Source organism: Chryseobacterium balustinum (genome assembly GCF_900168205.1).
Lineage (GTDB): Bacteria > Bacteroidota > Bacteroidia > Flavobacteriales > Weeksellaceae > Chryseobacterium > Chryseobacterium balustinum.
On sequence record NZ_FUZE01000006.1, the window covers coordinates 167,182 to 193,163 of the forward strand.

Here is a 25,982-nt window from a genome sequence, read left to right on the forward strand (position 1 = left end):
TTAATTAAGTTTAATTTATTTTCAAAGTTTGTCATTCTGACGAAGGAAGAATCTCTATTACAAATGAATAGATTCCACGCTCCACTTCGTTCTGCTCTGAATGACAAACTCGGATTTATTTTCAAAGTTTGTCATGCTAAAATCATTTAGATTCTTTCAAGAATGACAAATATTACGTTTACTTAAAAACTCACGTTTTTTACCACCAAAAGCGGGGTTTATCCCGCTCTTAGTTTTGTAAATTACTATTTATTTTTCCCAATTAATTCTTTTTGTCTGAACATTTTGAGAATCGGTTCCCACCATAATATCGAATTTTCCAGCTTCCCAATCATAATTCAATTCATCATCATAGAATTTTAAATTTTCCGGAGTTAAGATAAAGTTGATTATTTTACTTTCTCCTTTTTTGATGAAAACTTTTTGGAAACCTTTCAATTCTTTAACAGGTCTTACTACTTTTCCAAATAAATCTCTGATGTACAATTGCACCACTTCTTCCCCATCATAATTTCCAGTGTTTGAAATAGTTACACCAATATTTAGCATCTGATTTCCTTTAAGGTTGGTTGAGCTTATATTCATTTCAGAATATTTAAATTGAGTATAACTTAAGCCATAACCAAACGGGAATTTAGGATCGTTATCAAGATCAATATACGCTGAAACATAATTTCTATCGGTATTATTTTTGGCAGGTCTTCCTGTATTGTAATGATTGTAATAAACAGGAATCTGTCCTTCTGTTCTTGGGAAAGTCATTGGAAGTTTCCCACCCGGATTTACTGTCCCGAATAGAACATCTGCAATAGAATTTCCAGCTTCCGTTCCCAGCCACCAAGTGTAAACAATTGTCGAAATATTATCTGCAGCCCAATCAAAAACCAAAGGTCTTCCTGCATTGATCATTAAAACAATAGGTTTTCCAGTTTTAGCAATTTCTTTTAAAAGATCTTCCTGAACTCCCGAAAAGTGAATATTGCTTCTGCTTTTTGCTTCGCCGCTCATCGCGTGACCTTCACCTAAAGTCATAATCACAACATCTGCTTTTTTCGCCGTTTCTACAGCTTCTGCAAACATAGATTTATCCTGATCATCAACATTCGCTCCTTTTGCATACAATAAAGAGGAATTTTTATCTAATTGATTTTTAATTCCATCAAACTGAGTGACAATCCTTTGGTTATCATCTTTAAATGAAATCGACCAAAAACCATGATTGGCAACTGTTTCTTTTCCAAAAGGACCAATCAACGCCACAGTTTTGGTAGATTTTGAAAGCGGAAGAATATTCTTTTCATTTTTAAGTAAAACAATACTTTTTGAACCAAATTCTCTTCCAAATTTTCTATTTTCCTGATTATTTAATTGCTGCTTTTGTCTTTTTTCATTACTAAATCTGTAAGGATCATCGAATAATCCCATTTCAAATTTTTTAACTAAAATTCTTCTCGTTGCATCATCAATTAATTTAGAATCAACTTTTCCTTCCTGAACCAATTTTGGAAGTTCAGCCATATAAGCACGGCTTTCCATATCCATATCTGTTCCTGCGTTAATCGCTTTTTCTGCTGCTTCCTTATTGTCTTTCGCATATCCGTGAGGAACCATTTCGCCAATACTTCCCCAGTCTGAAACGACAAAACCTTTATAATTCCACTGATCTTTTAAAAGATTTCTTAAAATATATTTGTTTGCTGTTGCAGGAATTCCGTTAATATCATTAAAAGAATTCATAAACGTGGCAACACCTGCTTCTACAGCTGCTTTGAAAGGAGGTAAATAAGTTTCATGTAATTGTCTTAAACTCATGTCAACAGAATTATAATCTCTTCCGCCAACAGCCGCTCCATACGCTGCAAAATGTTTCGCACAAGCCATAATGGCGTCAAGATTTCCAAGACCTTTTCCCTGAAAACCTTTGATTCTTGCCAAACCAATTTGCATTCCCAGATACGTATCTTCACCGGAACCTTCCATGACTCTTCCCCATCTCGGATCTCTTGCAATGTCGACCATTGGTGCAAAAGTCCAGTGAATTCCATATGCTGAAGCTTCAGTTGCTGCAATTCGTTCTGATTTTTCAATTAATTTTAAATCCCAACTTGCCGCTTGTCCCAAATTTACCGGAAACGTTGTTCTGTACCCATGAATGACGTCCTGACCAAACAATAATGGGATCCTTAATCTAGATTTTAAAGCTAATTCCTGAAATTTTTTCGTTTCTTCTGCTCCTGCAACATTGAGCATAGAACCAACTTTTCCTTTTTTTATTTCTTCTAAAACCGTTGCAGAATTTGAGTTTTGCGGGCCCGTTGCGTATTCAAAACCGCTGTATTGAACCAACTGCCCTACTTTTTCTTCCAATGTCATTTTAGACAACAGTTCAGAAACTTTTTGATCAATTGTTTTTTGTCCAAAAACATTGAAACCGAATACTGTAAATGCTAATATGAAATATATCTTCTTCATTTATAATTACTTTTATTTAGCTTATAATTTAACGCAAAGTTCGCAAAGATTTTTTGGTAAATAATGCTTTGATTTTTAAGTTCGCAAAGGCATTCTACTTAGCAAAGATCACAAAAGTTTTTCACTCAATATAAATTCTAGAAAATTCTAATTTAAAAAAATATAGGTTGCCACAGAACTTCCGGTAATTGTAACCGGAGCTGTTTTTTGATTATATTTTATATTGAAACTTTCATCCGATTTATTATTATTCTGAACAATCAAAACCGTTTTACCTTCCGGAGTTTTAAAAGCAACCGTAGCCAAGTTTTCCGTTTGTGTAGAAGCTATTCTCTGAGAATTTGCCGGAACAAATTTTGAAGCATGAGCAATAATATAATACGCAACATTTCTTGTGAAATTTTCACTGTCTGAAACCGTAATTGCTCCTTTACATTCTGTACAACCTCCCGGTGTATGCGGTTTGTATTGAGTATCATTCGCTAAATTCCATTCTAAAGCAATTTTACTCCAGTTTCTCATCGATCCGATGACAACATTTCTGGTGTGCCAGTTTAGATCTTCATTAAAGGTACCTTTTGCACCTGTCCACTGTTCTGTAAAATAAAGATTTTTATCTGGATGCGCATCGTGAACAGTACTCAAAGCTGAAATATCACCTTCATACAAATGAAAAGCAGAACCGTCGATATATTGATTGGCTGCTGAATCATTTAAAATATTAATGGCATATTCAGGTTTATTGCAATTGTGATCGTAAACAACGATTTTGGTTTTAATATTATTTGATTTAAAAATCGGACCTAAACTTTGCTTAATGAAATCTCTCTGCTGATCTGAAATCATCAGTAAACTTGGATTATTTCCGGGATGTAAAGGCTCGTTTTGAGGAGTCACGGCATCAATTGCAATTCCTTCTTTCTGCATTCCCTGAATATATTTTACGAAATATTTTGCGTAAACATCATAATATTCAGTTTTTAAACTTCCACCAATCGATTTACCATTGTCTTTCATCCAAACCGGAGGTGACCAAGGTGCTGCAATGATTTTGATTTTAGGATTAATGGCTAAAATTTCTTTTAACATAGAAATTAGGTCTTTATCTCTTGCCAAACTGAATTTTGAAAGAGAAGGATCGGTTTGACCCTCCGGTAAATCGTCATAAGAAAAAACCTCGCCATCCAAATCGGACGCACCAATGCTCAATCTTAAATAACTTATTGAAATGGAGTTCTTATCATTCCCAAAAAGTTCGTTTAAAAGTGCTTTTCTTTTTGAAGGCGAGAGACGATTGATTACTTCAACACTTCCGCCGGTCAATGTATATCCAAAACCATCAATATATTGAAACTTTTGAGCGTCGTCAATTTCAATATTCTGAAAGTTATTAGAAGTATTTACAAAAGTTAATGCATTTTGCTGCTGTAATTTTACGCTTTCATCACCTTTTGTCATCCAGATTTGAACTTTATTTTCTGTATTTGCTACAGATTTACACGAAGATAAAGGCAAAAGTACCACACCACTAAATAGCAGTGCAGTACTTTTTAAAAAGAAACTATATGAATTTTTGTTTAACATATTTAATATCCAGGATTTTGAGTTAAATTCGGATTATTATCCAATTGAGTTTGTGGAATTGGCCACAATAATCTGTTTTGATTTAAATTATTTACGTAAGGTAAAAGATTTCCATTGGCATCTCTTTGCTGTGAAAGTATAGAAATTGCTTTTCCAGTTCTTTTTAAATCAAACCATCGGTGACCTTCGAATGCTAATTCTAGCTTTCTTTCTTTTAGAATTTTATTAATTCCGTCTTCTGTATTGGCAATGGTGATAGGAGTTAAACTTGAATTAGCTCTTGCTCTTACCTGATTAACTAAAGTTGCTGCATCTGCAAAATTTCCTTGACGAACTAAAGCTTCAGCTCTGATTAACAATAAATCAGCATACCTCATTACGTAGAAATTCTGATGCCCTGTAGTGAGTCTCATTTTATACATAAAAGGGAAATTATTGCTTTGCCAGAAATTATCTGACCAGCTCACCGTAGTCGGTGAAAACCAAATGCTTGAATTTTTTCTTACATTATCACCTTCCGTGTTAAAAGTGTTTACAATGTCGTAAGAAGGAGTATTGAATTTTTTCCAATCTGTGCCAAAAAACATAGAAGATCCCCATGCCCAAAGATTTCCTGCATTTCCGTTAGATTCGAAAATAGATTCTGCATTAGCTTCGTGATTTCCATCAAAAAGTTGATCGTAAACAGGAAGTAACGAATATCCTTGTCCCATTAACTGAGTTGTATAATCAATTACTTTTGCATAGTCAGGATTTGGCTTTGTTGCATAAACTTTTGCCAATAAAGATAATGCTAAACCTCTTGTTGCTCTATATTTATTTGAACTTGCAGGCGCGTTTGCTAGAGCTCCTTCTAAATCTGCAATAATTTGAGCATATACTTCATTTACTGGTTTTCTTGTTGGGTAAATCTGATCATAAACTTCATCAAAATTTTCATCATTTACTCCAATTACAGCTTTTGTAACCAAAGGAAAATCTCCCCAGAGCTGTACTCCATGGAAATTATACATTGCCCGCATAATCGCAGCTTCAGATTTCATTTCTGATTTTCGAGTGCTTGTAAGTACTGGATCTGGAATATTATCTACATAATTTAATATTTTATTACAGTTATTGATAAATGTAAATAAGTAATTCCAATCTCTGTTGACATTCGAGTTCGTAGCAATAATTCTATACTCATCAATTTGAAAATTTTGAACATTATCACTTCCGGCATGAGCAATTTCGGTTTGGGCATCTCCATTGAAGAAATAATCCAGTTGCCAATATTCATTCCCTAAATCTACATAGATAGCTGTCATTAAACTTTCAGCCTCTCCAGCCGTGGTGTAGGGTGCATCGGTAAGTGGGATAATCTTATCAGTAATTGGCTCAGTATCTAGATAATCACTACAAGAGGTAATTCCTAATGTTAAAGTAGTACCAAGCAAAAAATAATATATTGTTTTATTGAATTTCATAAGAGTTTAAATTAAAAGTTAGCTTTAAGACCGAAAATAAATGTTCTCACCTGAGGATAAGTTCCGTAATCTACCCCCGAAACACCAGGAGTTGTATTAAATGCATTCACTTCAGGATCGAAGCCTGTGTAATCTGTCCAAGTCAAAAGATTTTGACCAGTTACATATAAATTAATTTTACTCACCCCTTTGAATGGGCTCAAGAAATTGTAACCTAATGTGGCGCTTTTAATTTTAAGGAATGAACCATCTTCTACAAATCGGTCAGAAGCATATTGTGAGTTTACAGAATTAGCTCTTGGAGTATTTGTAATTTGTCCCGGAGTTGTCCATCGGTCTAAAACTACAGTAGATTGATTTTTAAAATCATTCATCATTTCCAAGTCAAATCTTGAAGCGTTATAGATTTCTCCGCCATAAGACCCTGTGATCAATACATCTAAATACCAGTTTTTATATGAAAAATTATTACTAAAACCAAAAGTGAAGTCAGGATTTGGATTTCCGATAATTGTTCTGTCATTTGGATCAAAAATACCATTTCCATTATTGTCTTTATAAACCAAATCACCAGTTTGAGAATCAACATGGCTCACCTGATATCCATAGAATGAACTGATTGGCTGACCTGGTGTAAATCTTGCTAAATAGGATCCAACCGTTTCTATATAAGCTTTATCAAGATTAGGCTGATATTTTAAGCTGTTAATTTGATTTTTAGTAAAAGAAATGTTAAAGTTTGTATTCCAAGTGAACTCTCCCTTAAAGTTTTGAGTATTTAACCCCAATTCTAAACCTTTATTTTCCATACTTCCAACATTTTTAAGGATGTTTGGAACTGTAGGTCCCATATAAATTGGAATAATCAAATTATCTGTTTTTCTTTGGTAAGCATCTACACTTAACTTTATTCTATTGTTAAGAAAACCAAAATCTATTCCCACATTGGTATCGCTAGTGACCTCCCAGCTCAAATCTGCACTGTTCCATTGATGCCAATAAGGTGTTCCTGAAGGACCAAGTTGTGTCATTCTCTCCAAATTTAAATGAGAATATGGAGGAATTCCCGATATATTACCTGTTTGTCCCCATCCTCCTCTAAGTTTTAATTCTGAGAAAATTCTGTTGTCTGCCATGAAATCTTCATTAGAAACTGTCCATGCACCAGAAACTCCCGGGAAGAATCCCCATCTATTACCTGGTGCTAGTGATGAGCTTCCGTTATATCTGAAAACACCCATGATGGTATATTTATTATTATAAGTATACAATGCTCTTCCAAAGAGCGATAAATCTCTTGAATGTTCTTTTACAAGAGTTTCACGTTTATTATCGATTGCAGTATTATAATCAAAAGCTATTGTTCCATCAGTAAAATTATTTCCTGAAAAATTATGCCATGAGTTTCTTTTTTCATGAGCCTGAAAACCTCCCAACAATGATAAATCGTGCGATCCGGATTTTAAAGTGTAAGTTAAAGTATTTTCGAAGTTCATATCCTGATAAGTTGATAAATATTTACCACCGATACCTTTTTGTTGCCTTCCGTAGCTCGTTTGATAACCATCTGTGAATTGGTCATTTGTACTTTCAATTAAATCGAATGAAACCGTTGGTTTCCAAACTAAATTTTTAAGTAGATTTACTTCCAATCCTAAATTGCTCATGAAACGATTTGTCTGAGTTTCATTCTTTCTGGATTGATATGCCACCGGATTTTCCCACGAAGATTGAAAAGGATTTAAAGCAAATTGACCATCTTTAGAACCATCAATATAATTACCCGAAGAATCTCTATCTCTTATAGCAAGCTGACTACCATAAATAGGAAGAAAAGAAGGCGTATTTAAAGCACTTAGAATGACTCCTCCTCTAGAAGTACCTAAATTGTCATTGGTATTTTTTAGAGTAGTATTGATATAATTAAAATTACCAGTTAATTTCAACCAGTCTGTAATTTTAGCATCCAAATTCATCTTTGCAGAGATTCTGTCAAATCTTGCAGGATTAATAATTCCATCGATTCCCTGGTAACCTAATGCTGTATAAGCTTTTACTTTTTCGTTACCAAAAGAATAATTGACGTTATAATTTTGATCAAAACCAGTTCTAAAAACTTCGTCTTTCCAGTTAGTGTTGATGCCCGCATATTTAGGACTGTTAATTGTTGGCAGATAATTTGTACCACCATTGGAAGCAATGTCCCCCATCAAAGCTTTGTACTGATCTAAATTTAAAACATCAATATTGTTTACCGTTTTAGACATTCCCCAATATGCATTGAATGCCAATTGCGGTTTATTGGCTTTTCCTCTCTTTGTTGTAACAATCACAACTCCCGAAGAACCATTGATCCCGTAAATTGCAGCAGAAGTAGCATCTTTCAGGATCGTCATATCTGTAATATCATCAGGATTAATTCCACTAATATCAAACGTTTGAATTCCGTCTACTACATACAATGGGTTTACACTAGATGAAATTGAATTATTTCCTCTGATTTTCACGTCAATTGCTGCTCCAGGTTTACCAGAAGACTGTATCACATTTACACCTGCGGCATTTCCCTGCAGAGCCTGCCCTACATTATAAATAGGTCTGTCGTCAAATGTTTCAGATTTTACGGTAGATACCGCACTCGTAAGGTTTGATTTTTTTACTGAACCATAACCAATAACTACTACTTCCTCGATCTTCTGCTCTTTTGAAACAGTATCGCGCGGCGTAGTCTGTGCATTGAAATTTGCCGTAAAATAAAGTGCGGCAATAATCCCTAAGCTTCTTGATATTTTTACATTCATATACAGTTAAGTTTTTTAATTCTCAAATTGAGACAATAAAAATATATTTTTTTTTCCATTAATTAACATTTATTTAATAATTATTTTAATATTTCCAGTATTTTTGGGCAATCAAAGGCTGTTAATTTTTAATAAATACTTGATTATTTGTTAAATTGAGACTAATATAAATTCCCAAAATGACCGCTAAGCAACCAAATATTTCACTTCCGCTGAAACTTACTTTCCTTGTTTTTTCAATGGTTTTAAATTGTATGGGGATTGTTATTCTTCAGCTTTCTGAACAGAAAATCACCTATGATAAGCTTGGTTTTTTAGAGTCATTCAAAGATTTACCGATTGCAATATTCTCACTTTTTGCAGTTAATTTTATCAGCAGATTTGGAACAAAAAAATCATTGATATTTGCTTTGATGCTTGTAGGAACATGTTCGCTGTTTTTACCGTTTGTTGAAGTATTTTGGTTTTTCAAATTATGGTTTGCGATCATCGGGACCTGTTTTGCGATAGGGAAAATATGTGTTTACGGTATTATCCGGAATAATATGACCGAAGAAAAGTCATTAGCTAAAACTATGAATAGCGTTGAAGCTTCTTTTATGATCGGGATTTTTACAGTTAATACCGGTTTTGGATGGTTGATTTCCAGCCAATTTGGTGAATATTGGAAGTTTGGTTTTATGTCTATTTCTCTGATTTCTTTTTTTACCGTTTATCTTTTTTCGAAAATTAAAATTGCTGAACCGGAAAACAAAAGCACGAGAATCTTCCCTGATTTATCCGGATTTGGAAAAACAACTTTTATTCTTTTTTTTGCAGTAAGTTTTTTTATTATTTTTATTGAGCAAAGTTTTAATTCCTGGCTTCCTGCATTTTACAAAGATCATTTAAAAGTTAATTCTTTCTTTGCGCTTCAGGCATCCTCGTTTTTGGCGCTTTTTTCTTACACGGGTAGAACGATTACATCAAAGATTATTCAGCGATTTCCGCTATCAAAATATTTTATGATTTGTGTAATGATGATTATATTTTTGTTGGTTATTATTTCAGGGATTCAGTTTTATTTTAGCGAAAATGCGAAGATTTTATTATTCCTTTTTCCAATTATCGGTTTGTTTCTCGCACCGCTATATCCGGTGATTAACTCGAAAATGATTGCAAAAATTGACAAGGATAAAATCAATGCTTTTACTTCTTTAATAGTAAGTGTATCTTCAATAAGCAGCTCAATCAATTCGATTTCAATTTCAATATTATTTAAAAATCAGATGCTTACCTATTATTCTCTGTATATTCTGGGAGCTGTAATTATGGTTTCTGTTTTAGCATATTCTTATTTTAAACTTAGCTCTAATAAAATTTAAAAAATAATTTTATTTTTACCGCATGAAAACTGATCACAATAAAAACATAGAAACTTTAAAAGAACTTATTGATAGCAAAGACCTTATACCCAATGTGTCGGTTGACTGCACTATTTTTGGGTTTCATGATAATATCCTGAAAGTCTTACTATTAAAATACCACGATCTTAATTTGTATTCTCTTCCCGGTGGTTTTGTTTTTATAGATGAAGATTTAAGAGAAGCGGCAGATCGTGTTTTGTATGAAAGAACACATCTTAAAGGTTTATTTTTAGAGCAGTTTCATACTTTTGGAAGACTGAACAGAACGGAAAATAATGTTCACAAAACATTAATCAATAATAAAGGTTTAGATGTTCCTAAAGATCACTGGATTTTACAAAGATTTATCACAGTTGGATACTGTAGTCTGATTGATTTTACGATGGCAAATACTTTTCCCGATGCTTTTAACGAATCTTGCGCATGGTTTGAAGTAAATAAACTTCCACAAATGGCATTTGATCACGACAGAGTAATTGCTGAAGGATTAGAATATCTGCGAAAAAATATCGATACTCAAGTTGCAGCAAGTAATTTATTGCCTGAAAAATTTACGATGAAAGATTTACAGTCGTTGTATGAAACCATTTTGGGTGAAAAATTCAGACGAAATAACTTCCAACGTAAAATATTAAGTACTAATTCTTTGGAAAGAATGGAGAAATTATTCGATGGTTCTGCAAATAAAGCTCCTTATCTCTATAAATTCATCACAAAGTAGTTTTTTCTTTCTTTAGAGAAGTTTTCTTTTCAGCATTGCGAAAAAATCTTATTTTTAGGAAAATTAAATTACATGTCATATTATCCTCTTACAAGCATTCCCGATTATTATGGAATTGATGCTTTACTTACCGAAGAACACAAGCTTATCCGTCAATCTGTAAGAGATTGGGTGGAGAGTTTTGTAATGCCAAATATTGATGAAGCAGCTCAGAATCATACCGATCTGCCGAATTTGATGAAAGAATTGGGGAAAATTGGTGCTTTAGGACCATACATTCCTCAAGAATACGGTGGTTCTGGTCTTGATCAGATTTCTTATGGTTTGATTATGCAGGAATTGGAAAGAGGAGATTCTGCGGTACGTTCTGCAGCATCTGTACAAAGTTCTTTGGTGATGTTCCCGATCAATGAGTTCGGTTCTGAAGAACAAAAAAGAAAATACTTACCCAAGTTAGCTTCGGGTGAGATGATAGGATCTTTCGGTCTTACAGAGCCTAATCATGGTTCAGATCCAAGTTCTATGGAAACTTATTTTAAAGATATGGGAGATCATTATCTTTTGAATGGGGCTAAAATGTGGATCACCAATTCTCCATTGTGCGATATTGCAGTAATTTGGGCTAAAAATGAAGAAGGAAAAGTACAGGGATTAATCGTTGAAAGAGGAATGGAAGGTTTTACCACTCCAGAAACTCACAATAAATGGAGCTTAAGAGCTTCTAAAACTGGCGAGTTAGTCTTCAATGATGTGAAAGTGCCTAAAGAGAACTTACTTCCTAATGTAACAGGATTAAAAGGACCATTGTCTTGCTTAAATTCTGCGAGATACGGAATTTCGTGGGGTGTAATCGGCGCAGCAATCGACTGTTATTGTACAGCTGTTCAGTATTCTAAAGAAAGAAAGCAATTCGGAAAAGCAATCGGCGGATTCCAGTTACAACAGAAAAAATTGGCGGAATTTTTAACTGAAATCACTAAAGCTCAGTTGCTTTGCTTACAGTTAGGAAATTTGAAAAATGACCACAAAGCAAGTCCGGCTCAAATTTCTATGGCGAAGAGAAATAATGTAAAAATGGCAATCGATATTGCAAGAGAATCACGTCAGATTCTTGGTGGAATGGGAATTATGGGAGAATTCCCAATGATGCGTCATGCTGCAAACCTAGAATCCGTAATTACTTACGAAGGAACACACGACGTTCATTTGCTGATTACAGGTCTTGATATTACAGGAATTAACGCTTTTTAGACTAAAATAATATCTTCTTAAAACCTCACAGGTTTCTAAAACCTGTGAGGTTTTTTGTACTTCTAAAATTAATTTTTCCGCTCTATTAACTTCGGTCAAATTAATAATTATAATTTTTTATATTTTCTAGGAAACTGATTTCAGGATTCAGAATTTCATATATTAAATTTTGAATAGAAACCATAGCATCATCAAGACTCCCTTGAGCAAACTCTAATGATACTACTCCTTTTTTTGCATCGGCAAAACTCCAAATTCCGGTTTCTACGGAAAATCCCCAAAATTCCGGTAAACTTTGTATCACATATTGGTACAAGCAAAGCTGCATCGCCTGTTTTCTGTCACTGTTTTGGAAGTAATCTGATTTGTTTAAATCATCAATTTTTACGGTAAGATTTTTGGTTTTTGCAGTTTTATAATCGATAATTCTGATTGTCCCGTTTAGCCTGTCAATTCTGTCAATGAAACCAAAGAAAGAAACCTTGTCAGATTTGTCTTCATTCAGATAAAAATCTACTCCTTCAAATCTTCTTTCAATATCAATTATTTCTAAAGAATTACCTGCTTTTATCAATTCCAAATCGTGGTTTAGAATATTCTCAATTACTTTTTTAGCAATGGCTTTATGGATGTAGTTCATCCCTTTATTATAAAACTCAGGTTGATGTTTTAGCTTCTCAATTGCAATATTTATAAATTCATCTATTCGTTTAATTGAATTCTGTAAATCGTTTAATTTTAAAACCTTACCTTTTAATACTTCATATACTTCTTGAAGCGTATAATGAACTAGATTTCCGTAATTTCTAATCGATAATTCTTCTTCAATTTCATCTGCTTCAGAAGTATTTAAAATCTTTGAAAGATAAAAATCAATCGGATTATAGAGATAGCTCGTCAAGTGTGAAGCTGAAACTTTTTCTTTCCATTTTAAAAGTTGTTGCTGCACAATTTCGGTTTTAAAAACTTCGATAGGCTGACTTAAAATAGGCTCTGAAGAATTTTCAACAATAACATGCTCGATAAGATGAGAGCTTTCCATTTCGATCTGAGTAATAAACCTACTCTTTTCTCCCGTATTTACTCCCGAACTCAAAGCATTAAAAAGTAAGTGTACATTTTGTGCATCCTGAATCAAACGATAAAAGTGGTAAGCATAAATACTGTCATTTTCAAGAAAAGTATGCAAATCAAAATATCTTCTTATATCGAAAGGAATATAGGTGTTTTGCGAGTTTCCGAGCGGTAATTTGCCTTCATTAACAGACAGAAGAATTACATTTTCAAAATTTAAAAGACGGGTTTCTAAAAGTCCCATTACCTGAAGCCCTTTCAATGGTTCACCTTGGAAATCTATGCTTTCTGAATTAATGTGCTGGTTAATTAGAATTTCAAGCGTTTCCATCTTAATTCTAAAACCATAAGGTGTAATCTGGTTTTTAATGATTCTGAATGCGTTTTCAAAATGAGAAACGTTTTCATACTGAATATCATCCAGTTCAAGCCATTTAATCTTTTTACAAAATGCTATAAGATCATCCAAAAACTGATACACAGAATCTGCTTTCTGAAGTAGATTGAAATACGAAAGACTCCCCAAAAGCTCAGTCAAAAGCTTCTGAGAAATATATACGATATTTCTCTCTTCTATTTTAGATTTAAAATCATTAATAATATTTTCGTCGTCATCAGATTTCGGAAGCTCTTCTAAAATTGGATAAACATCACGATAATAATACGAAGACTTGCTCTTTTCAAGCTGTTTTTGAAGATAGAAAAGCTGCTTTACGGCATTTGAAAAAGAAAGATTTTTCAGCGGAAAACCCATCGTAATATTTAGATTTTCAACTTCATGCATTACATCCAGACTTGCAGGAAGAAGGTTTTCATCAAGTAAAACAACCGCCGTATTCGTAAATGTTTTATTATTAATATTTTTAAATAATTCCGGTAAAATTTTGGTTTGCGTTACATTACCTGAAACTTCGTAGACTTTTATGTTTTTAGGCTGGTTAAAGTCATCCTCAATCCAATTGAAAGCTCTGTTATCATCAAATTCTTTCCACATTTTATGATTTCTGAGAAACTTTCCCGCCTCCTGTCTTTCGTCATCAAAATAATATTTATCTCCCTGAAAAAAACACTGCGCTTTGTTCCATTGCAAAAGACCTCTCACCAGTTTTTCTTCAACCGGAGTGAATGCATTAAAACCACAAAAAACAAAATTCTCAGTATTATTTTTTGCAAACTCTCCTATTTTGGCTTTGGCAGATTCGTGAATCATTCCGGGAGTTGCCCAGTTTTTTTCTTTTAATTTCTCCTTTAAAACAGGGAGGAAAACATTCATATTCCTCCAAAAATTCAGGAATTTTTTTCGTGGAACTTCATCGTCGTCACCCAAATCCTGCGCCCATTCTTTAATACGTTCTTCATCAAACATATATTGCAAAACGGCTTCATCAGAATCTGAAAATTTTAAAATATCATCCCAATCTTTCTGAAGCGTAGGAAACCATTTTAAAAATTCAGAAAAATCGTCGTTTGGAATAAGGTTTAAACTTTTATAAACATCAAATGCAAAAAGCCACAGAGAAATCCCCTGAATCGTCTGTTGATCTACAATATTGATAATCAGTTCCTCAATCGTATAAAAATTAGGAAGAAATCCTGAATAATTATTTTCTTCTAAAATCTGACGTATAAAAACAATGGGTCTTTTACCGGGAAGAACAATGTTAAATTGCGATAAATCAGTGTTTTGAATTAATAATTCATCGATGATTTTGTTTAGAAATTTCAAATTTTCTGGTAGTTTTTTAGTTTTTCAAGTTCTTCGCTAATTAAAATATTATATTCTGCTTGCTTTTCTTTATTCATTCCATGTTCGGTTACACGGTCATAGTCAGCCTGAAAGCTTTTGTATTCGGAAGAGATTTTAGCGTAAATTGTTTTGAAAAACTTATTGTAATCAGCAGTCGTTTTTATTTTTTCTGAAACTTCCTTTCTGAGTTTTCTGGCGTGAATTTCAGCAATATCGAAGTGTTTCTGTTCATGAACCAATACATAATCATTGATTCTTTTAACGTCTTTCCATGATTTGTTTTCATTAAAAACCGTTTGAATATTTATTTTCACAGGAACTTTAGGGTCACTCGATGTAGTTGCTGAAAACTCCCAACCGCAATGGGTGTAGGCTACAACTGTTGAACCGCCCAGATTATTGGTTTTGCTTTTAAAATTATCCCAAACCAACTTCTGATTTTCGCTCCAGTTGATATTTTGAGCCGATACAATATTGAAAATCAATACAAAACCTATTAAAAAAAACTTCATTATTCCACTACAATTGTTTTTGTGATCCAGTTGTTATTACCATTCCAAAATCTGAATGTGTAATTTCCTTTTTTTCTTGGACTAAAATTAATCTGATTTGCTGATTTATGATTTGCCTGCGAACACATCCCATTGGTAAGGTATTGATAAGCGGTAACATCTCTGTCAAATTCTCCAGTATGAACGTAATCGTATCCATAGAATCCTCTACAAGTTGATGCGTACGTAGAATAGGTTCTGATGCTTTGAACTGAGAAAACGCTCATCGTATCGCTAACGATTTTCACACTGTCAATCTTTACTTTATCTACAGATTCTATCGTCTGATAATCATCATCATCTTTACATGAAGTAAAAAAAACACCTAAAACTGCCGCAGCAAAACTTATTTTTAATAGAGATTTCATGATGTTGGATTTTGATCGTTTGGAAAGATAAATTTAGTGAAAATAAATACGAATTAACATATTTTTAAGAATTAAAATTACCTTTTGAAAGATAAACAACCTTTTTAGTGTCAAAAAACTCTTCGTCGAAGTAGTTTTTAAGACTGAAAAGTTCACATTTCAAACCGGCAAGTTCTTCAGCCAAATCTCCGCCTTTTAGATATAAAACTCCGTTATGTTTTGCATTTAATTGTTCTTTTTCAAATTTACCTTTCAGCCATCTTAAAAATTCAGGCATTTGAGTAACGGCGCGACTTACCACGAAATGGAATTTTTCTTTTACTTTTTCTGCCCTTCCGTGAATGGCTGTAAGATTTGATAATCCAACACCTTCTGCAACAGCATTTACCACTGTAATCTTCTTGCCAATAGAATCGATTAAAGTAAACTGAGTTTCCGGAAACAAAATTGCCAAAGGAATTCCTGGAAAACCACCACCTGTTCCCACGTCTAAAACTTTTGTTCCGGGGGCGAATTCCATGATTTTTGCGATGCCTAAAGAATGCAGAATATGCTTCTCATAAAGAGATTCCATATCTTTTCGGGAGATGACGTTTATTTTCTCGTTCCATTCTCCATACAGACTTTCAAGCTTTGTAAACTGCTCGATTTGTTTCTCTGTAAGATCCGGAAAATATTTTTGAATGATTGCTATCGACATAAAACTAATTATAAAGCGCAAAAATAAGTTTTATTAACAGTTTATTCAAATTAAGTTTTTATATATATTTGTTAAAAAGACAAAAAGAATACATGAATAAACTTTCAGACAGAGTAAACAGGTTGGGTTACTCACAGACATTCGTCATGTCAAACAAAGCTAGAGAGATGAAAGCCAGCGGAGTAGATGTGATTTCTTTAACATTGGGTGAACCCGATTTTGATGTTCCCGACAACATCAAAGAAGCTGCTTTTACGGCAATCAATGAAAATTACAGCCACTACTCTCCTGTTCCGGGATTTTTAGAACTTCGTCAGGCAATTTCTGAAAAACTAAAAAGAGACAATCAACTCGATTATAAACCTACACAAATCTGTGTTTCAAACGGTGCTAAACAAGCAATTATTAATGTTTTAGCAGCTATTATCAATGATGGAGATGAAGTAATCCTTCCTACTCCTTTCTGGGTAAGCTATGATGAAATGGTAAAAATGATGGGTGGGAATTCTGTGATGCTTCCCACTTCTTATATTACCGATTTTAAAATCACGGCAGAACAGCTTGATGAAGCGATTAACGAAAAAACAAAAGCTGTTCTTTTCAGCTCGCCTTGTAATCCTTCAGGTGGATATTATACGTATGATGAATTGAAATCCTTAGCAAAAGTTATTGCTAAATATCCTCATGTAACGGTAATTTCTGACGAAATCTACGAATATATTAATTACGAAACTAAAACCACATCCATCGCTCAGTTTCCGGAAGTTTACGAGCAGACCGCTGTAATCAACGGAATGTCTAAAGCTTTTGCAATGACAGGCTGGAGAATCGGTTATTCTGCTTGTCCGGAATGGTTGGCAAAAGCTTGTGAAAAAATTCAGGGACAAATGACGAGCGGAGCGAATACTGTTGCTCAGAGAGCTTCAATTGTTGCTTTAAAGACTGATCCTTCAGAATATAAATACATGATTGATGCTTTCAAAACAAGAAGAGATCTTGTGTACAGTTTGATGAAGGAAATTCCTGGATTTAAAGTACTTTTACCGAAAGCTGCCTTCTATTTCTTCCCAGATATTTCTCATTATATCGGAAAAACATTAGACGGAACTGAAATAAAAGATGCCGATGATTTTGCCATGTTTATTTTAGAAAATGCTCATGTAGGTTGTGTTGGTGGAGTTTCATTCGGAAGTCCGGAATGTATCAGATTTTCTTATGCAGCTTCTGAAGAAGAATTAAGAGAAGCGATGAGAAGAATAAAAGAATTATTAGAAAAATTTAATTAAAAACAACCATGAATTTATTTAAAAAATTAACGATTGTAACCAGTATTGCAGCAGCAAGTTTCTGTGGATATGCTCAAGCTCAGGATTTCCAGTGGAAAGAAGCAAAATCAAATGGTTATACCTATAAATATGTAACCAATGATCCTACTTCTGCAAGATATTATAAGCTTAAAAACGGATTAACCGTAATTTTAAGTGCTACTAATAAAGAACCAAGAATTCAGACTTATATTGCAACAAAAGCAGGTAGTAAAACGGATCCGGCAAGTCACACCGGTCTTGCGCATTATCTGGAACACATGCTTTTTAAAGGTACAGATAAGTTTGGTTCAAAAGATTGGGCAAAAGAAAAACCTCTTTTAGATAAAGTTGATACTCTTTATGAGAAATACAACCAGACAAAAGATGAAGCCAAAAGAAAAGAAATTTATAAAGAAATAGATAAGGTTTCTGGAGAAGCTGCAAACTATGCCATTGCCAATGAATACGACAAAATGATGGCAGGAATGGGAGCAGATGGAACTAATGCATTTACATCTTTCGAACAAACTGTTTATGTGGAAGATATTCCTGCCAATGCAGTTGATAAATTTTTGGCTGTACAGTCTGAACGTTTCAGAGCGCCTGTTTTAAGGCTCTTCCATACAGAGCTTGAAGCAGTTTATGAAGAGAAAAACAGAAGTTTAGATGATGATACCGACAAAGTTTATGATAAGATATTTGAAACTTTATTTCCGAATAACAACTACGGTAAACAAACTACGATCGGAACAATCGAGCACTTGAAAAACCCTTCTTTAAAGGCTATTAGAGACTATTATAACAATTATTACGTTCCCAATAATATGGGAGTAATCATGTCGGGAGATTTTAATCCAGATGAGATGATCGCTAAGATCGATAAGGCTTTTTCTTACATGAAGTCTAAAGCCGTTCCTGAATACGTTGTAGGACAGGAAAAACCAATTGCATCACCAGTTATAAAAGAAGTTGTAGGCCCTAATCCTGAAAGCGTAATGATGGGATTCAGATTTCCGGGAGCTACGACCAAAGATGCAAGACTTTTGACTTTAATTGGAAATATGCTGACCAACGGGCAAGCCGGATTAATTGACCTGGATCTTGTAAAAAAACAAAAACTTTTGGGGGCTTATGCTTTTCCGTATGTTTTAAAAGATTATTCGGTGTTGCTTTTACAAGGAAGACCAACAGAAGGTCAATCGTTGGATGAAGTGAAAAATCTTCTTCTTCAGGAAATTGAAAAGCTTAGAAAAGGTGAATTTTCGGATGATTTAATTCAATCTATCGTAAATAACGAGAAGAAAAACATCATTCAGAAAGATGAAAAATATTCTTCAAGAGCAAGTATTTTAATGGATGAATTCACCTCTGATATCGACCATAAAGCTTCGTTAGAATATTTAGAAGAAATTTCTAAGCTTACCAAAAAAGATATTATGGATTTTACATCTAAATATCTTCAGAATAACAATTACGTCGCAGTTTATAAGAAAAAAGGCGAAGATAAAAGCATTGTAAAAGTAGATAAGCCAACAATAACGCCGGTTTCTGTAAACAGAGAAGATAACTCTCCGTTTCTTAAAAGGATCGATGAGATGCCTGAAAATACTATTTCTCCGGTTTGGTTAAATTTTGATAAAGATATTGCTAAAAGCAAAGTGAAAAGTGTAGATGTTCTTTCTGTAAAAAATACAGATAATGAACTTTTCAGATTGTATTATTACTTCGATTCAGGAAAATGGAACAATAAAATACTTCCTTTAGCAGCAGAATATTTACAGTATTTAGGAACAAAGAATAAGTCTTCTGAAGCGATCAGTAAAGAATTTTACAAACTGGCTTCAAGCTTTAATGTAAATGCAGGTAATGAAGAAACTTATGTTTCTTTAGAAGGTTTAAATGATAACTTTGATAAAACAGCAGATTTATTTGAAGATTTAATTAAAAACTGTCAGGCTGATGAAGCTGCTTTAACTGCTTACAAAGCAAGAGTAAAAAAAGCTAGAGCCAACGCAAAACAGAACAAAGGAATAATCATGAGTGGACTAAGAAGTTATGCTCAGTATGGCTCTCAAAATCCTTTTAATAATGTTTTAACAGATGCTGAATTAGATGCTTTAAAAGCGGAAGATCTGGTGAATATCCTGCATGATTTGTTTAATTATAAACATAAAATTCTTCACTACGGACCAAAATCTGCACACGAAGTTGCATCTTCTTTAACGCTGATTCATAAAGTTCCGGCAACGTTGAAAGAAATGCCAAAATCTAAAACTTTTGCGCAGATTCCTACAGATAAAAATAAAGTTTTGTTTGCCAATTATGATATGGTACAAGCTGAAGTTTTCTGGGTAAGAAATGCAGATAATTACAATCCAGAACTTAGTCCTACAATAAGTTTGTTTAATAACTATTTTGGTGGTGGAATGGGATCTATTGTTTTCCAAACAATTAGAGAATCTAAAGCTTTGGCGTATTCTACTTATGCCTATTTTGGTCAACCAAACAAAAAAGAAAATAAAAATATGATTACGGCTTACGTGGGTACTCAGGCCGATAAGCTGAATGAATCTACAACTGCTATGAACGAGCTTTTAACGTCTCTTCCAAAATCTGAGCAGTTATTTGAAACCGCAAAAAGCGGATTAAGAAAGACAATTGCTGCAGAAAGAATTACTCAGGATGGAATTATTTTCTCTTATTTAGCAGCTCAAAAATTAGGTCTCGATTATGACAGGAGAAAAAGTGTCTACGAACAGTCTCCGAAACTGAATTTTGCAGACATCAATACGTTTCATGATCAAGAAATGAAAGGTAAAAATTACACCTACTGCCTTGTCGCTGCGCAAGATAAAGTAAAGGATGAAGATTTGCTGAAATTAGGTGAGCTTAAAAAGTTAAGTCTTACAGAAATATTCGGTTACTAAAACCAAAAAGAGCTTTGAAAGAAGCTCTTTTTTTTGATTCATTCTAAAAAAACTATTATAGATTTTATTTATCGAAAACTATTTTTTCAATAGACGAAACTATGTATATTTGCATTGTAAAATTAATCAAATTAAAAATTAGAAAATTATGTCTTTAGTAGGTAAAAAATTTCCAAACGTAACGATTGACGCAATGTCTGAAATGGGTGATGATCTTAGAATCAACATCTTCGAAGAAACTACAAAAAACCAACAAAAAGTGATTTTATTCTGGTATCCAAAAGATTTTACTTTTGTTTGCCCGACTGAGCTTCACGCATTTCAAGAAGCTTTAGGTGAATTCGAAAAAAGAAACACTAAAGTAATCGGTGCTTCTTGCGATACAAACGAAGTACACTTTGCTTGGTTGAATGTTTCAAAAGACAACGGTGGTATTGAAGGAGTTACTTATCCGCTTTTAGCTGATACTCACAGACAATTGGCAAATTTATTAGATATTGTAGATCAGGATCTAGAATTTGACGAAGAAGGAAATGAGTATTTCACAGGTTCAAACGTAACGTACAGAGCAACTTATTTGATCGACGAAACAGGAAAAGTATTCCACGAGTCGGTAAATGATATGCCTCTAGGAAGAAACGTAAAAGAATATTTAAGATTGATCGATGCTTATACTCACGTTCAGAAGCACGGTGAAGTTTGCCCTGCAAACTGGGAAGAAGGTAAAGATGCAATGAAAGCTGACAGAACTTCTACTGCTGAATATTTAGCAAAGAACTAAGATAATGTGGTAATTTGAAAATGAGATAATTTGAAAATTGATCACATGATTATTTAAAAATTATCTCATTTTCTATTTCTTGATATTTTCAAATTAATAAATTTCCAAATTTTCAAATTAAAATTATGTATACAGAATTAACAGAAGATACGTTACAAAATATCGTTAACGACAACGAAAAAGTAGTGGTACAATACGGTGCAACATGGTGCGGAAACTGCAGAATTATGAAGCCTAAATTTAAAAAACTGGCAGCTGAAAATGACGCAATTCCTTTTCTATATGTAGATGCAGAAAAATTACCGGAAAGCAGAAAATTAGCAAAAGTTGACAACTTACCTACTTTCGCAATTTTCAAAAATGGTGAATTGGTCAACCAAGTGCAGTCTAACCAAGCGGAAAGTTTAATTAACCTTTTTAATGAATTAGCATAATGAAGTTACCAGTAATCAGACAGTTTTATCAAAACCAAACTCCGGAAAATTTAGAAAAAACTTTAGAGGTTTTAGAATCTTTCACAGAGTTTAGAGGAACTACAGAAGAAGATATGAATGTTGCAGGTGAATTGATTACCAACATCTGTGGAGCTTTGGAGGTTCACGCTAATGTACAAAACGGAATGAGTGAGAAAGATGCTTTAAACTCTTTTGCTCAAAAGGTTTTAGGATCAATTGACAAGTAGTATTTAATATTTAAACACTAATTCAACGAATATTTTTTCACTAATCTGCACAAATATTTAATTTAAAAATTGTGTTATTTGTGAGTAAATTAGTGATAATTGTGTTTAAAACACCAAAAATAAAATCCCGATGAAAAGACATCAGGATTTTTTGGGTTTATAAAAGTGAATTATAAAATTTTGATTAAACTCATAACTTATAATTCATAATTTCTCACTAAAACTAGCTTCTTCTGCTCATTAAAATTCTTAAGATATACCAGAATAATAGCATAATAGAAGCGAAAAGCTGTAAAGAAGCGCCAACATATTGGTCTGTTGTATAAGAATCTTTCAGTTTACTTGTCTGATATAAAATAGTCACAGAAGCTAAGATTACCATCCCTACCGAGAACCAAAGTCCAAGATCGAAACCGAAAATCATTCCGGCAACAATTAATCCTAAAGCAATGAATCCTCCGATTGTAATAATGTTTCTAAGGAATGAAAAATCTCTTTTAGAAGTAAAAGCTACTGCAGAAACTCCAGCAAACATAGCAATAGTAAGCGTTGCTGCCTGAAAAATCAATTGACCTGTATTGGGATAAGCCATCGCCATATACATCATTGGTAAAAAGATAATTGCCTGAAGTACAATGTAAATAGCAAGACCCAAATACTGAGTAGATCTGCTTTGAGCTAAAGACCATTTGTTTGCTAAAAAAGAAGCCAACCAAAATATCCCCAAAACCAAAAGCCAGCTGTATTTCTGCCCAACCATCATATAAACCATTTCGCCTGGAACAACTGCTAATAAAGTAGTTTCAACAGCAATAAATGCAAGAATTGCAAAAGCAACATGCAAATAGGTTTTTTTGTAAAAACTAGCCTTTTCTACATCCGAAGAATGCGCGACTAAAACATCTGTCATCATAAGTTCTCTATTTATAATTTTAATTATTTCTAATTACTGTAATCCGGTTTTACACCAAGAATTTTACCATCATTTTCAAAAATCACCGTAATCAAATCTCTTGGCGGATCATTTTTATCATCTGTATATTTATACTGAACCGAAGGATAAGTCTGATTATCGGGTAGCTTTTGATAACCTGACTGATAAACTTCTGTCTTTCTTTCAAAGCTTATTCCGCCAGAAAGTCTCTGAATCATATTTTCATCTACCAAACTCTTTACCTTTTCAGAAATAAGAATTCCAACCGCTTGTTTATCTGCATTTTTCAAAGCAGAAATAAATTTAGAGAACGACTGATTGTACAATTCAATTTTATCTTTAGGAATAGAAGCAGAAATATCCATTGGTGGATTTTGAATTTCCATTTTTTTCACCTCTTGTGCGAAAGCTGACGAAACTGAAAACAGACACAGAGCAACGATTATTTTTTTCATAGGTAAATGATATTGTTTTTATTTGTCATATGGAATATTTACACGAAATTTAATCAAAAATAATTTCATTTTAGACAAGATTTAAATTTGGCTGACCTAATTTAAGCTAAATAAATTAAATAACCTCCAAAAACTTCATTGTATCTACATTATCTGCATAAGTATTCAATCCCGGGTTTTGTGCTTCTCCGAATTGAATTGAATCAATTCCCAGCTCATTTTTAGCCACAACACACTGAATATTTTCTTCATTTTCAGCAATAAAATCTTTCACTTCATCCAAAGAAGAATATCTGCTAAAATTAATCACAGAAAGCGGACCGAATAATTGAGCGTCTTCTTTCAACATTACAAAATTATTATCCCAGAATTTATCCTGATTTAAAAGGTAAACGGCTCTGTTGTAATCGTAATTATTGGCGTATTTGTTATGATTGATGATTTCTTTAAAGTCTAAGAAACTCTCAAACAATCTGTCGATTACAAAATCCTGCGGAATGAAAATTCTGGTCACATTTCTGCATCCCAAACCAAAATACTGGAAAATATCATGCGCTAAAAGCTTCAACTCTTCTTCTGTTTCATCACCTTTTAAAACTGCAATCGAGGTTCTGTTTTTTCGGATGATACTTAAATGATTCTTAAAGTAATATTCCAGGTATCTTGCGGTATTATTGCTTCCTGTTGCAATTACAGCATCAAAATTCTCTAATCTTTCTACAAACTCAAAATCAATTGTTTCCTCAGAAAATTCTTTCCATTTTTTAAGTAAAAACGGAAGTATCGTTTTGTCTTTTGATGATAACTTAATTAAAGGAATATGATTGCTTAAAATCACAGAAATTACATCATGCAGCCCTACCAAAGGAATGTTTCCGGCAAGAATTAATCCTACTTTTTTTCTAGTTTTGGATGGTGAATAGTTCTGCAACCATTCATTTATATTGCCCTGAGTCAGCAAGTCAGACCATTGCGTCAAAGCAAATTTCTGATTATCAGCCGTAAACCACGGGTTTTCAATTTCTGATTTTTTCAACACTTGTTGAAATTCAACATCGTTCTCATTATAATATTCAGAATTCTTTGCTAAAAACTCTTTTATATAAGCACTTAATTTATTTAGTCCTAAAACTCTATTTTCGATATTCATAATTACTGTAAAATTGGGGAATATTTTGTAATTTTGTGCAAATTTAAAAAAAATTAGCGATGGCTATTAAAATAACTGATGAATGCATTAATTGTGGGGCTTGCGAACCGGAATGCCCAAACAATGCAATATATGAAGGAGCGGTAGATTGGAAAGCATCCGAAGGTACTGAACTTTCAGGAACTGTAACTTTACCATCAGGTCTTACAGTTGACGCAGATGCACCACAGGAACCTGTGAGTGACGATGTTTATTTTATTGTAACAGATAAGTGTACAGAATGTAAAGGCTTCCATGAGGAGCCACAGTGCGCTGCGGTTTGCCCGGTAGACTGCTGTGTTCCGGATGAAGATCATGTAGAATCTGACGAAGCTTTGCTAAGCAAAAAAGCTTTCTTACACGGTGAATAAAAACTACCGTCTCATAGATTATGAGACGGTTTTATTTTATATTTAAATTAAATCTCTTCAAATAGTAATAATGAAACCGCAAATTTTCTCTATCTTGAGTAAAATTTGCAAAAACAACAAGTAAAATTATGAGCAAAAAGCACAATTTCAGCGCAGGACCATGTATCTTACCTCAGGAAGTATTTGAAAAATCGGCAGAAGCTATTTTAGATTTCAACGGGATTGGTTTATCAATTCTTGAGATCTCACACAGAAGTAAAGATTTTGTTGCAGTAATGGATGAAGCTCGTGCGATTGTAAAGAGACTGATGAATCTTGGTGATGATTATGAAGTTTTGTATTTGGGAGGCGGTGCAAGTCTTCAGTTTGCAATGGTGCCTTACAATTTGATGAAAGTAGGCGGAAAAGCTGCTTATCTGGATACAGGAACTTGGGCTGCAGGAGCTATAAAAGAGGCTAAAAAAGTAGGAAGTGTAGATATTGTAGGTTCTTCAAAAGAAGAAAATTACTCTTTCATTCCTAAAGATTACAAAATAGGTGCAGAATACGATTATTTCCACTGTACTTCAAACAATACCATCTACGGAACTCAAATGAAAACTTTCCCTGAAGTGGAAACCTTAATGGTTTGTGATATGAGTTCTGATATTTTCTCAAGACAATTAGATTTCTCTAAATTTGATTTAATCTACGCCGGAGCTCAGAAAAATATGGGACCTGCAGGAGTAACTTTAGTGGTTGTAAAAAAAGAAATTCTTGAAAAATCAGGAAGAGAAAACATGCCTTCTTATTTCGATTATTCTCAGCATATTGCAAAAGAATCGATGTATAATACTCCACCTGTTTTCCCTGTTTACGCGTCTTTATTGACTTTACAGTATTTAGAAAAAAACGGAGGAATTGCAGCGGCAGAAGCAAGAAATGAAGCTAAAGCTAAATTATTATACGACGAAATAGATTCTAATCCTTTATTTGAAACTTTCTGTGTAAAAGAAGACCGTTCTCTGATGAATGTCTCTTTTAAATTAATTGATGAAACCAAGAAAGATGAATTCGATGCAGCATGGAAAGCAGCGGGAATCAGTGGTTTAAACGGACACAGAAGTTTGGGCGGTTACAGAGCAAGTATGTATAATGCGTTACCAATAGAAAGTGTGCAGGTTTTGGTAGATGTTATGAAATCTATAAAATAACT

General features: G+C 33.5%; 21 protein-coding genes. 10 read left to right on the forward strand and 11 right to left on the reverse strand.

What is annotated here, in order from left to right; genetic code table 11:
• Nucleotides 1-249: 249 nt before the first annotated feature.
• The 4 genes from bglX to B5X64_RS10060 all read right to left on the reverse strand — a co-directional run bounded on the left by bglX (nucleotide 250) and on the right by B5X64_RS10060 (nucleotide 8,323).
• Nucleotides 250-2,472, reverse strand: a complete 2,223-nt coding sequence (gene bglX, locus B5X64_RS10045; protein ID WP_079465080.1) for a beta-glucosidase BglX — start codon at nucleotides 2,470-2,472, stop codon at nucleotides 250-252.
• Nucleotides 2,473-2,619: 147 nt separating this feature from the next.
• The gene (locus B5X64_RS10050) at nucleotides 2,620-4,056 is read right to left on the reverse strand and encodes a glycoside hydrolase family 30 protein (protein WP_079465081.1); all 1,437 of its coding nucleotides are present in this window, start codon (nucleotides 4,054-4,056) and stop codon (nucleotides 2,620-2,622) included.
• A gap of 2 nt (nucleotides 4,057-4,058) precedes the next feature.
• A complete protein-coding gene (locus B5X64_RS10055) occupies nucleotides 4,059-5,522 on the reverse strand; it encodes a RagB/SusD family nutrient uptake outer membrane protein (protein ID WP_079465082.1) in 1,464 nt (487 codons plus the stop codon).
• An 11-nt stretch (nucleotides 5,523-5,533) separates the two neighbouring features.
• Nucleotides 5,534-8,323: a SusC/RagA family TonB-linked outer membrane protein gene (locus B5X64_RS10060; RefSeq protein WP_079465083.1), complete on the reverse strand. Its 2,790-nt coding sequence runs from the start codon at nucleotides 8,321-8,323 to the stop codon at nucleotides 5,534-5,536.
• 179 nt (nucleotides 8,324-8,502) lie between these two features.
• Between B5X64_RS10060 and B5X64_RS10065 the strand changes: the two genes are divergently transcribed.
• From B5X64_RS10065 to B5X64_RS10075, 3 genes are all read left to right on the forward strand, one after another.
• A complete protein-coding gene (locus B5X64_RS10065) occupies nucleotides 8,503-9,687 on the forward strand; it encodes an MFS transporter (RefSeq protein WP_079465084.1) in 1,185 nt (394 codons plus the stop codon).
• Between the two features lie 22 nt (nucleotides 9,688-9,709).
• Nucleotides 9,710-10,450, forward strand: coding sequence for an NUDIX hydrolase (locus B5X64_RS10070; protein ID WP_079465085.1), 741 nt, complete (start codon nucleotides 9,710-9,712; stop codon nucleotides 10,448-10,450).
• 72 nt (nucleotides 10,451-10,522) lie between these two features.
• A complete protein-coding gene (locus B5X64_RS10075) occupies nucleotides 10,523-11,701 on the forward strand; it encodes an acyl-CoA dehydrogenase family protein (protein ID WP_079465086.1) in 1,179 nt (392 codons plus the stop codon).
• A 100-nt stretch (nucleotides 11,702-11,801) separates the two neighbouring features.
• On the opposite strand, the gene B5X64_RS10080 is transcribed toward B5X64_RS10075, so the two are convergent.
• The 4 genes from B5X64_RS10080 to rsmG form a co-directional block, all read right to left on the reverse strand.
• Complete coding sequence (locus B5X64_RS10080) at nucleotides 11,802-14,501, reverse strand: PD-(D/E)XK nuclease family protein (RefSeq protein ID WP_079465087.1); 2,700 nt, start codon at nucleotides 14,499-14,501, stop codon at nucleotides 11,802-11,804.
• On the reverse strand, nucleotides 14,498-15,034 hold the full coding sequence (locus tag B5X64_RS10085) for a DUF922 domain-containing protein (protein WP_079465088.1): 537 nt from the start codon (nucleotides 15,032-15,034) through the stop codon (nucleotides 14,498-14,500). Before B5X64_RS10085 ends, B5X64_RS10080 begins: the two co-directional genes overlap by 4 nt.
• Entirely contained in the window at nucleotides 15,034-15,441 is a 408-nt protein-coding gene (locus B5X64_RS10090) for a hypothetical protein (protein ID WP_079465089.1), read from the reverse strand. The genes B5X64_RS10085 and B5X64_RS10090 overlap by 1 nt, the downstream gene beginning before the upstream one ends.
• A gap of 64 nt (nucleotides 15,442-15,505) precedes the next feature.
• Nucleotides 15,506-16,141, reverse strand: coding sequence for a 16S rRNA (guanine(527)-N(7))-methyltransferase RsmG (rsmG, locus tag B5X64_RS10095; protein WP_079465090.1), 636 nt, complete (start codon nucleotides 16,139-16,141; stop codon nucleotides 15,506-15,508).
• Between the two features lie 92 nt (nucleotides 16,142-16,233).
• Here rsmG and B5X64_RS10100 point away from each other — a divergent pair, with 92 nt between their 5' ends.
• From B5X64_RS10100 to B5X64_RS10120, 5 genes are all read left to right on the forward strand, one after another.
• Entirely contained in the window at nucleotides 16,234-17,427 is a 1,194-nt protein-coding gene (locus B5X64_RS10100) for a pyridoxal phosphate-dependent aminotransferase (RefSeq protein ID WP_079465091.1), read from the forward strand.
• An 8-nt stretch (nucleotides 17,428-17,435) separates the two neighbouring features.
• The gene (locus B5X64_RS10105; protein WP_079465092.1) at nucleotides 17,436-20,375 is read left to right on the forward strand and encodes a M16 family metallopeptidase; all 2,940 of its coding nucleotides are present in this window, start codon (nucleotides 17,436-17,438) and stop codon (nucleotides 20,373-20,375) included.
• 148 nt (nucleotides 20,376-20,523) lie between these two features.
• Nucleotides 20,524-21,156, forward strand: a complete 633-nt coding sequence (locus B5X64_RS10110; RefSeq protein ID WP_047443907.1) for a peroxiredoxin — start codon at nucleotides 20,524-20,526, stop codon at nucleotides 21,154-21,156.
• Nucleotides 21,157-21,281: 125 nt separating this feature from the next.
• Nucleotides 21,282-21,590 (forward strand): thioredoxin family protein, encoded by a 309-nt coding sequence (locus B5X64_RS10115; RefSeq protein ID WP_079465093.1) that lies wholly within the window; start codon nucleotides 21,282-21,284, stop codon nucleotides 21,588-21,590.
• Nucleotides 21,590-21,838: a DUF6952 family protein gene (locus tag B5X64_RS10120; RefSeq protein ID WP_047481054.1), complete on the forward strand. Its 249-nt coding sequence runs from the start codon at nucleotides 21,590-21,592 to the stop codon at nucleotides 21,836-21,838. Before B5X64_RS10115 ends, B5X64_RS10120 begins: the two co-directional genes overlap by 1 nt.
• A 223-nt stretch (nucleotides 21,839-22,061) precedes the next feature.
• Here B5X64_RS10120 and B5X64_RS10125 read toward each other — a convergent pair whose 3' ends face one another.
• The 3 genes from B5X64_RS10125 to B5X64_RS10135 form a co-directional block, all read right to left on the reverse strand.
• The gene (locus B5X64_RS10125) at nucleotides 22,062-22,751 is read right to left on the reverse strand and encodes a Bax inhibitor-1/YccA family protein (RefSeq protein WP_079465094.1); all 690 of its coding nucleotides are present in this window, start codon (nucleotides 22,749-22,751) and stop codon (nucleotides 22,062-22,064) included.
• A gap of 29 nt (nucleotides 22,752-22,780) precedes the next feature.
• Nucleotides 22,781-23,227: a hypothetical protein gene (locus B5X64_RS10130; protein ID WP_079465095.1), complete on the reverse strand. Its 447-nt coding sequence runs from the start codon at nucleotides 23,225-23,227 to the stop codon at nucleotides 22,781-22,783.
• 115 nt (nucleotides 23,228-23,342) lie between these two features.
• Entirely contained in the window at nucleotides 23,343-24,377 is a 1,035-nt protein-coding gene (locus tag B5X64_RS10135; protein ID WP_079465096.1) for an acyl-CoA reductase, read from the reverse strand.
• 59 nt (nucleotides 24,378-24,436) lie between these two features.
• Here B5X64_RS10135 and B5X64_RS10140 point away from each other — a divergent pair, with 59 nt between their 5' ends.
• A complete protein-coding gene (locus tag B5X64_RS10140; RefSeq protein ID WP_079465097.1) occupies nucleotides 24,437-24,787 on the forward strand; it encodes a 4Fe-4S binding protein in 351 nt (116 codons plus the stop codon).
• Between the two features lie 128 nt (nucleotides 24,788-24,915).
• Nucleotides 24,916-25,980: a 3-phosphoserine/phosphohydroxythreonine transaminase gene (gene serC, locus B5X64_RS10145; protein ID WP_079465098.1), complete on the forward strand. Its 1,065-nt coding sequence runs from the start codon at nucleotides 24,916-24,918 to the stop codon at nucleotides 25,978-25,980.
• The last annotated feature ends 2 nt before the right edge of the window (nucleotides 25,981-25,982 follow it).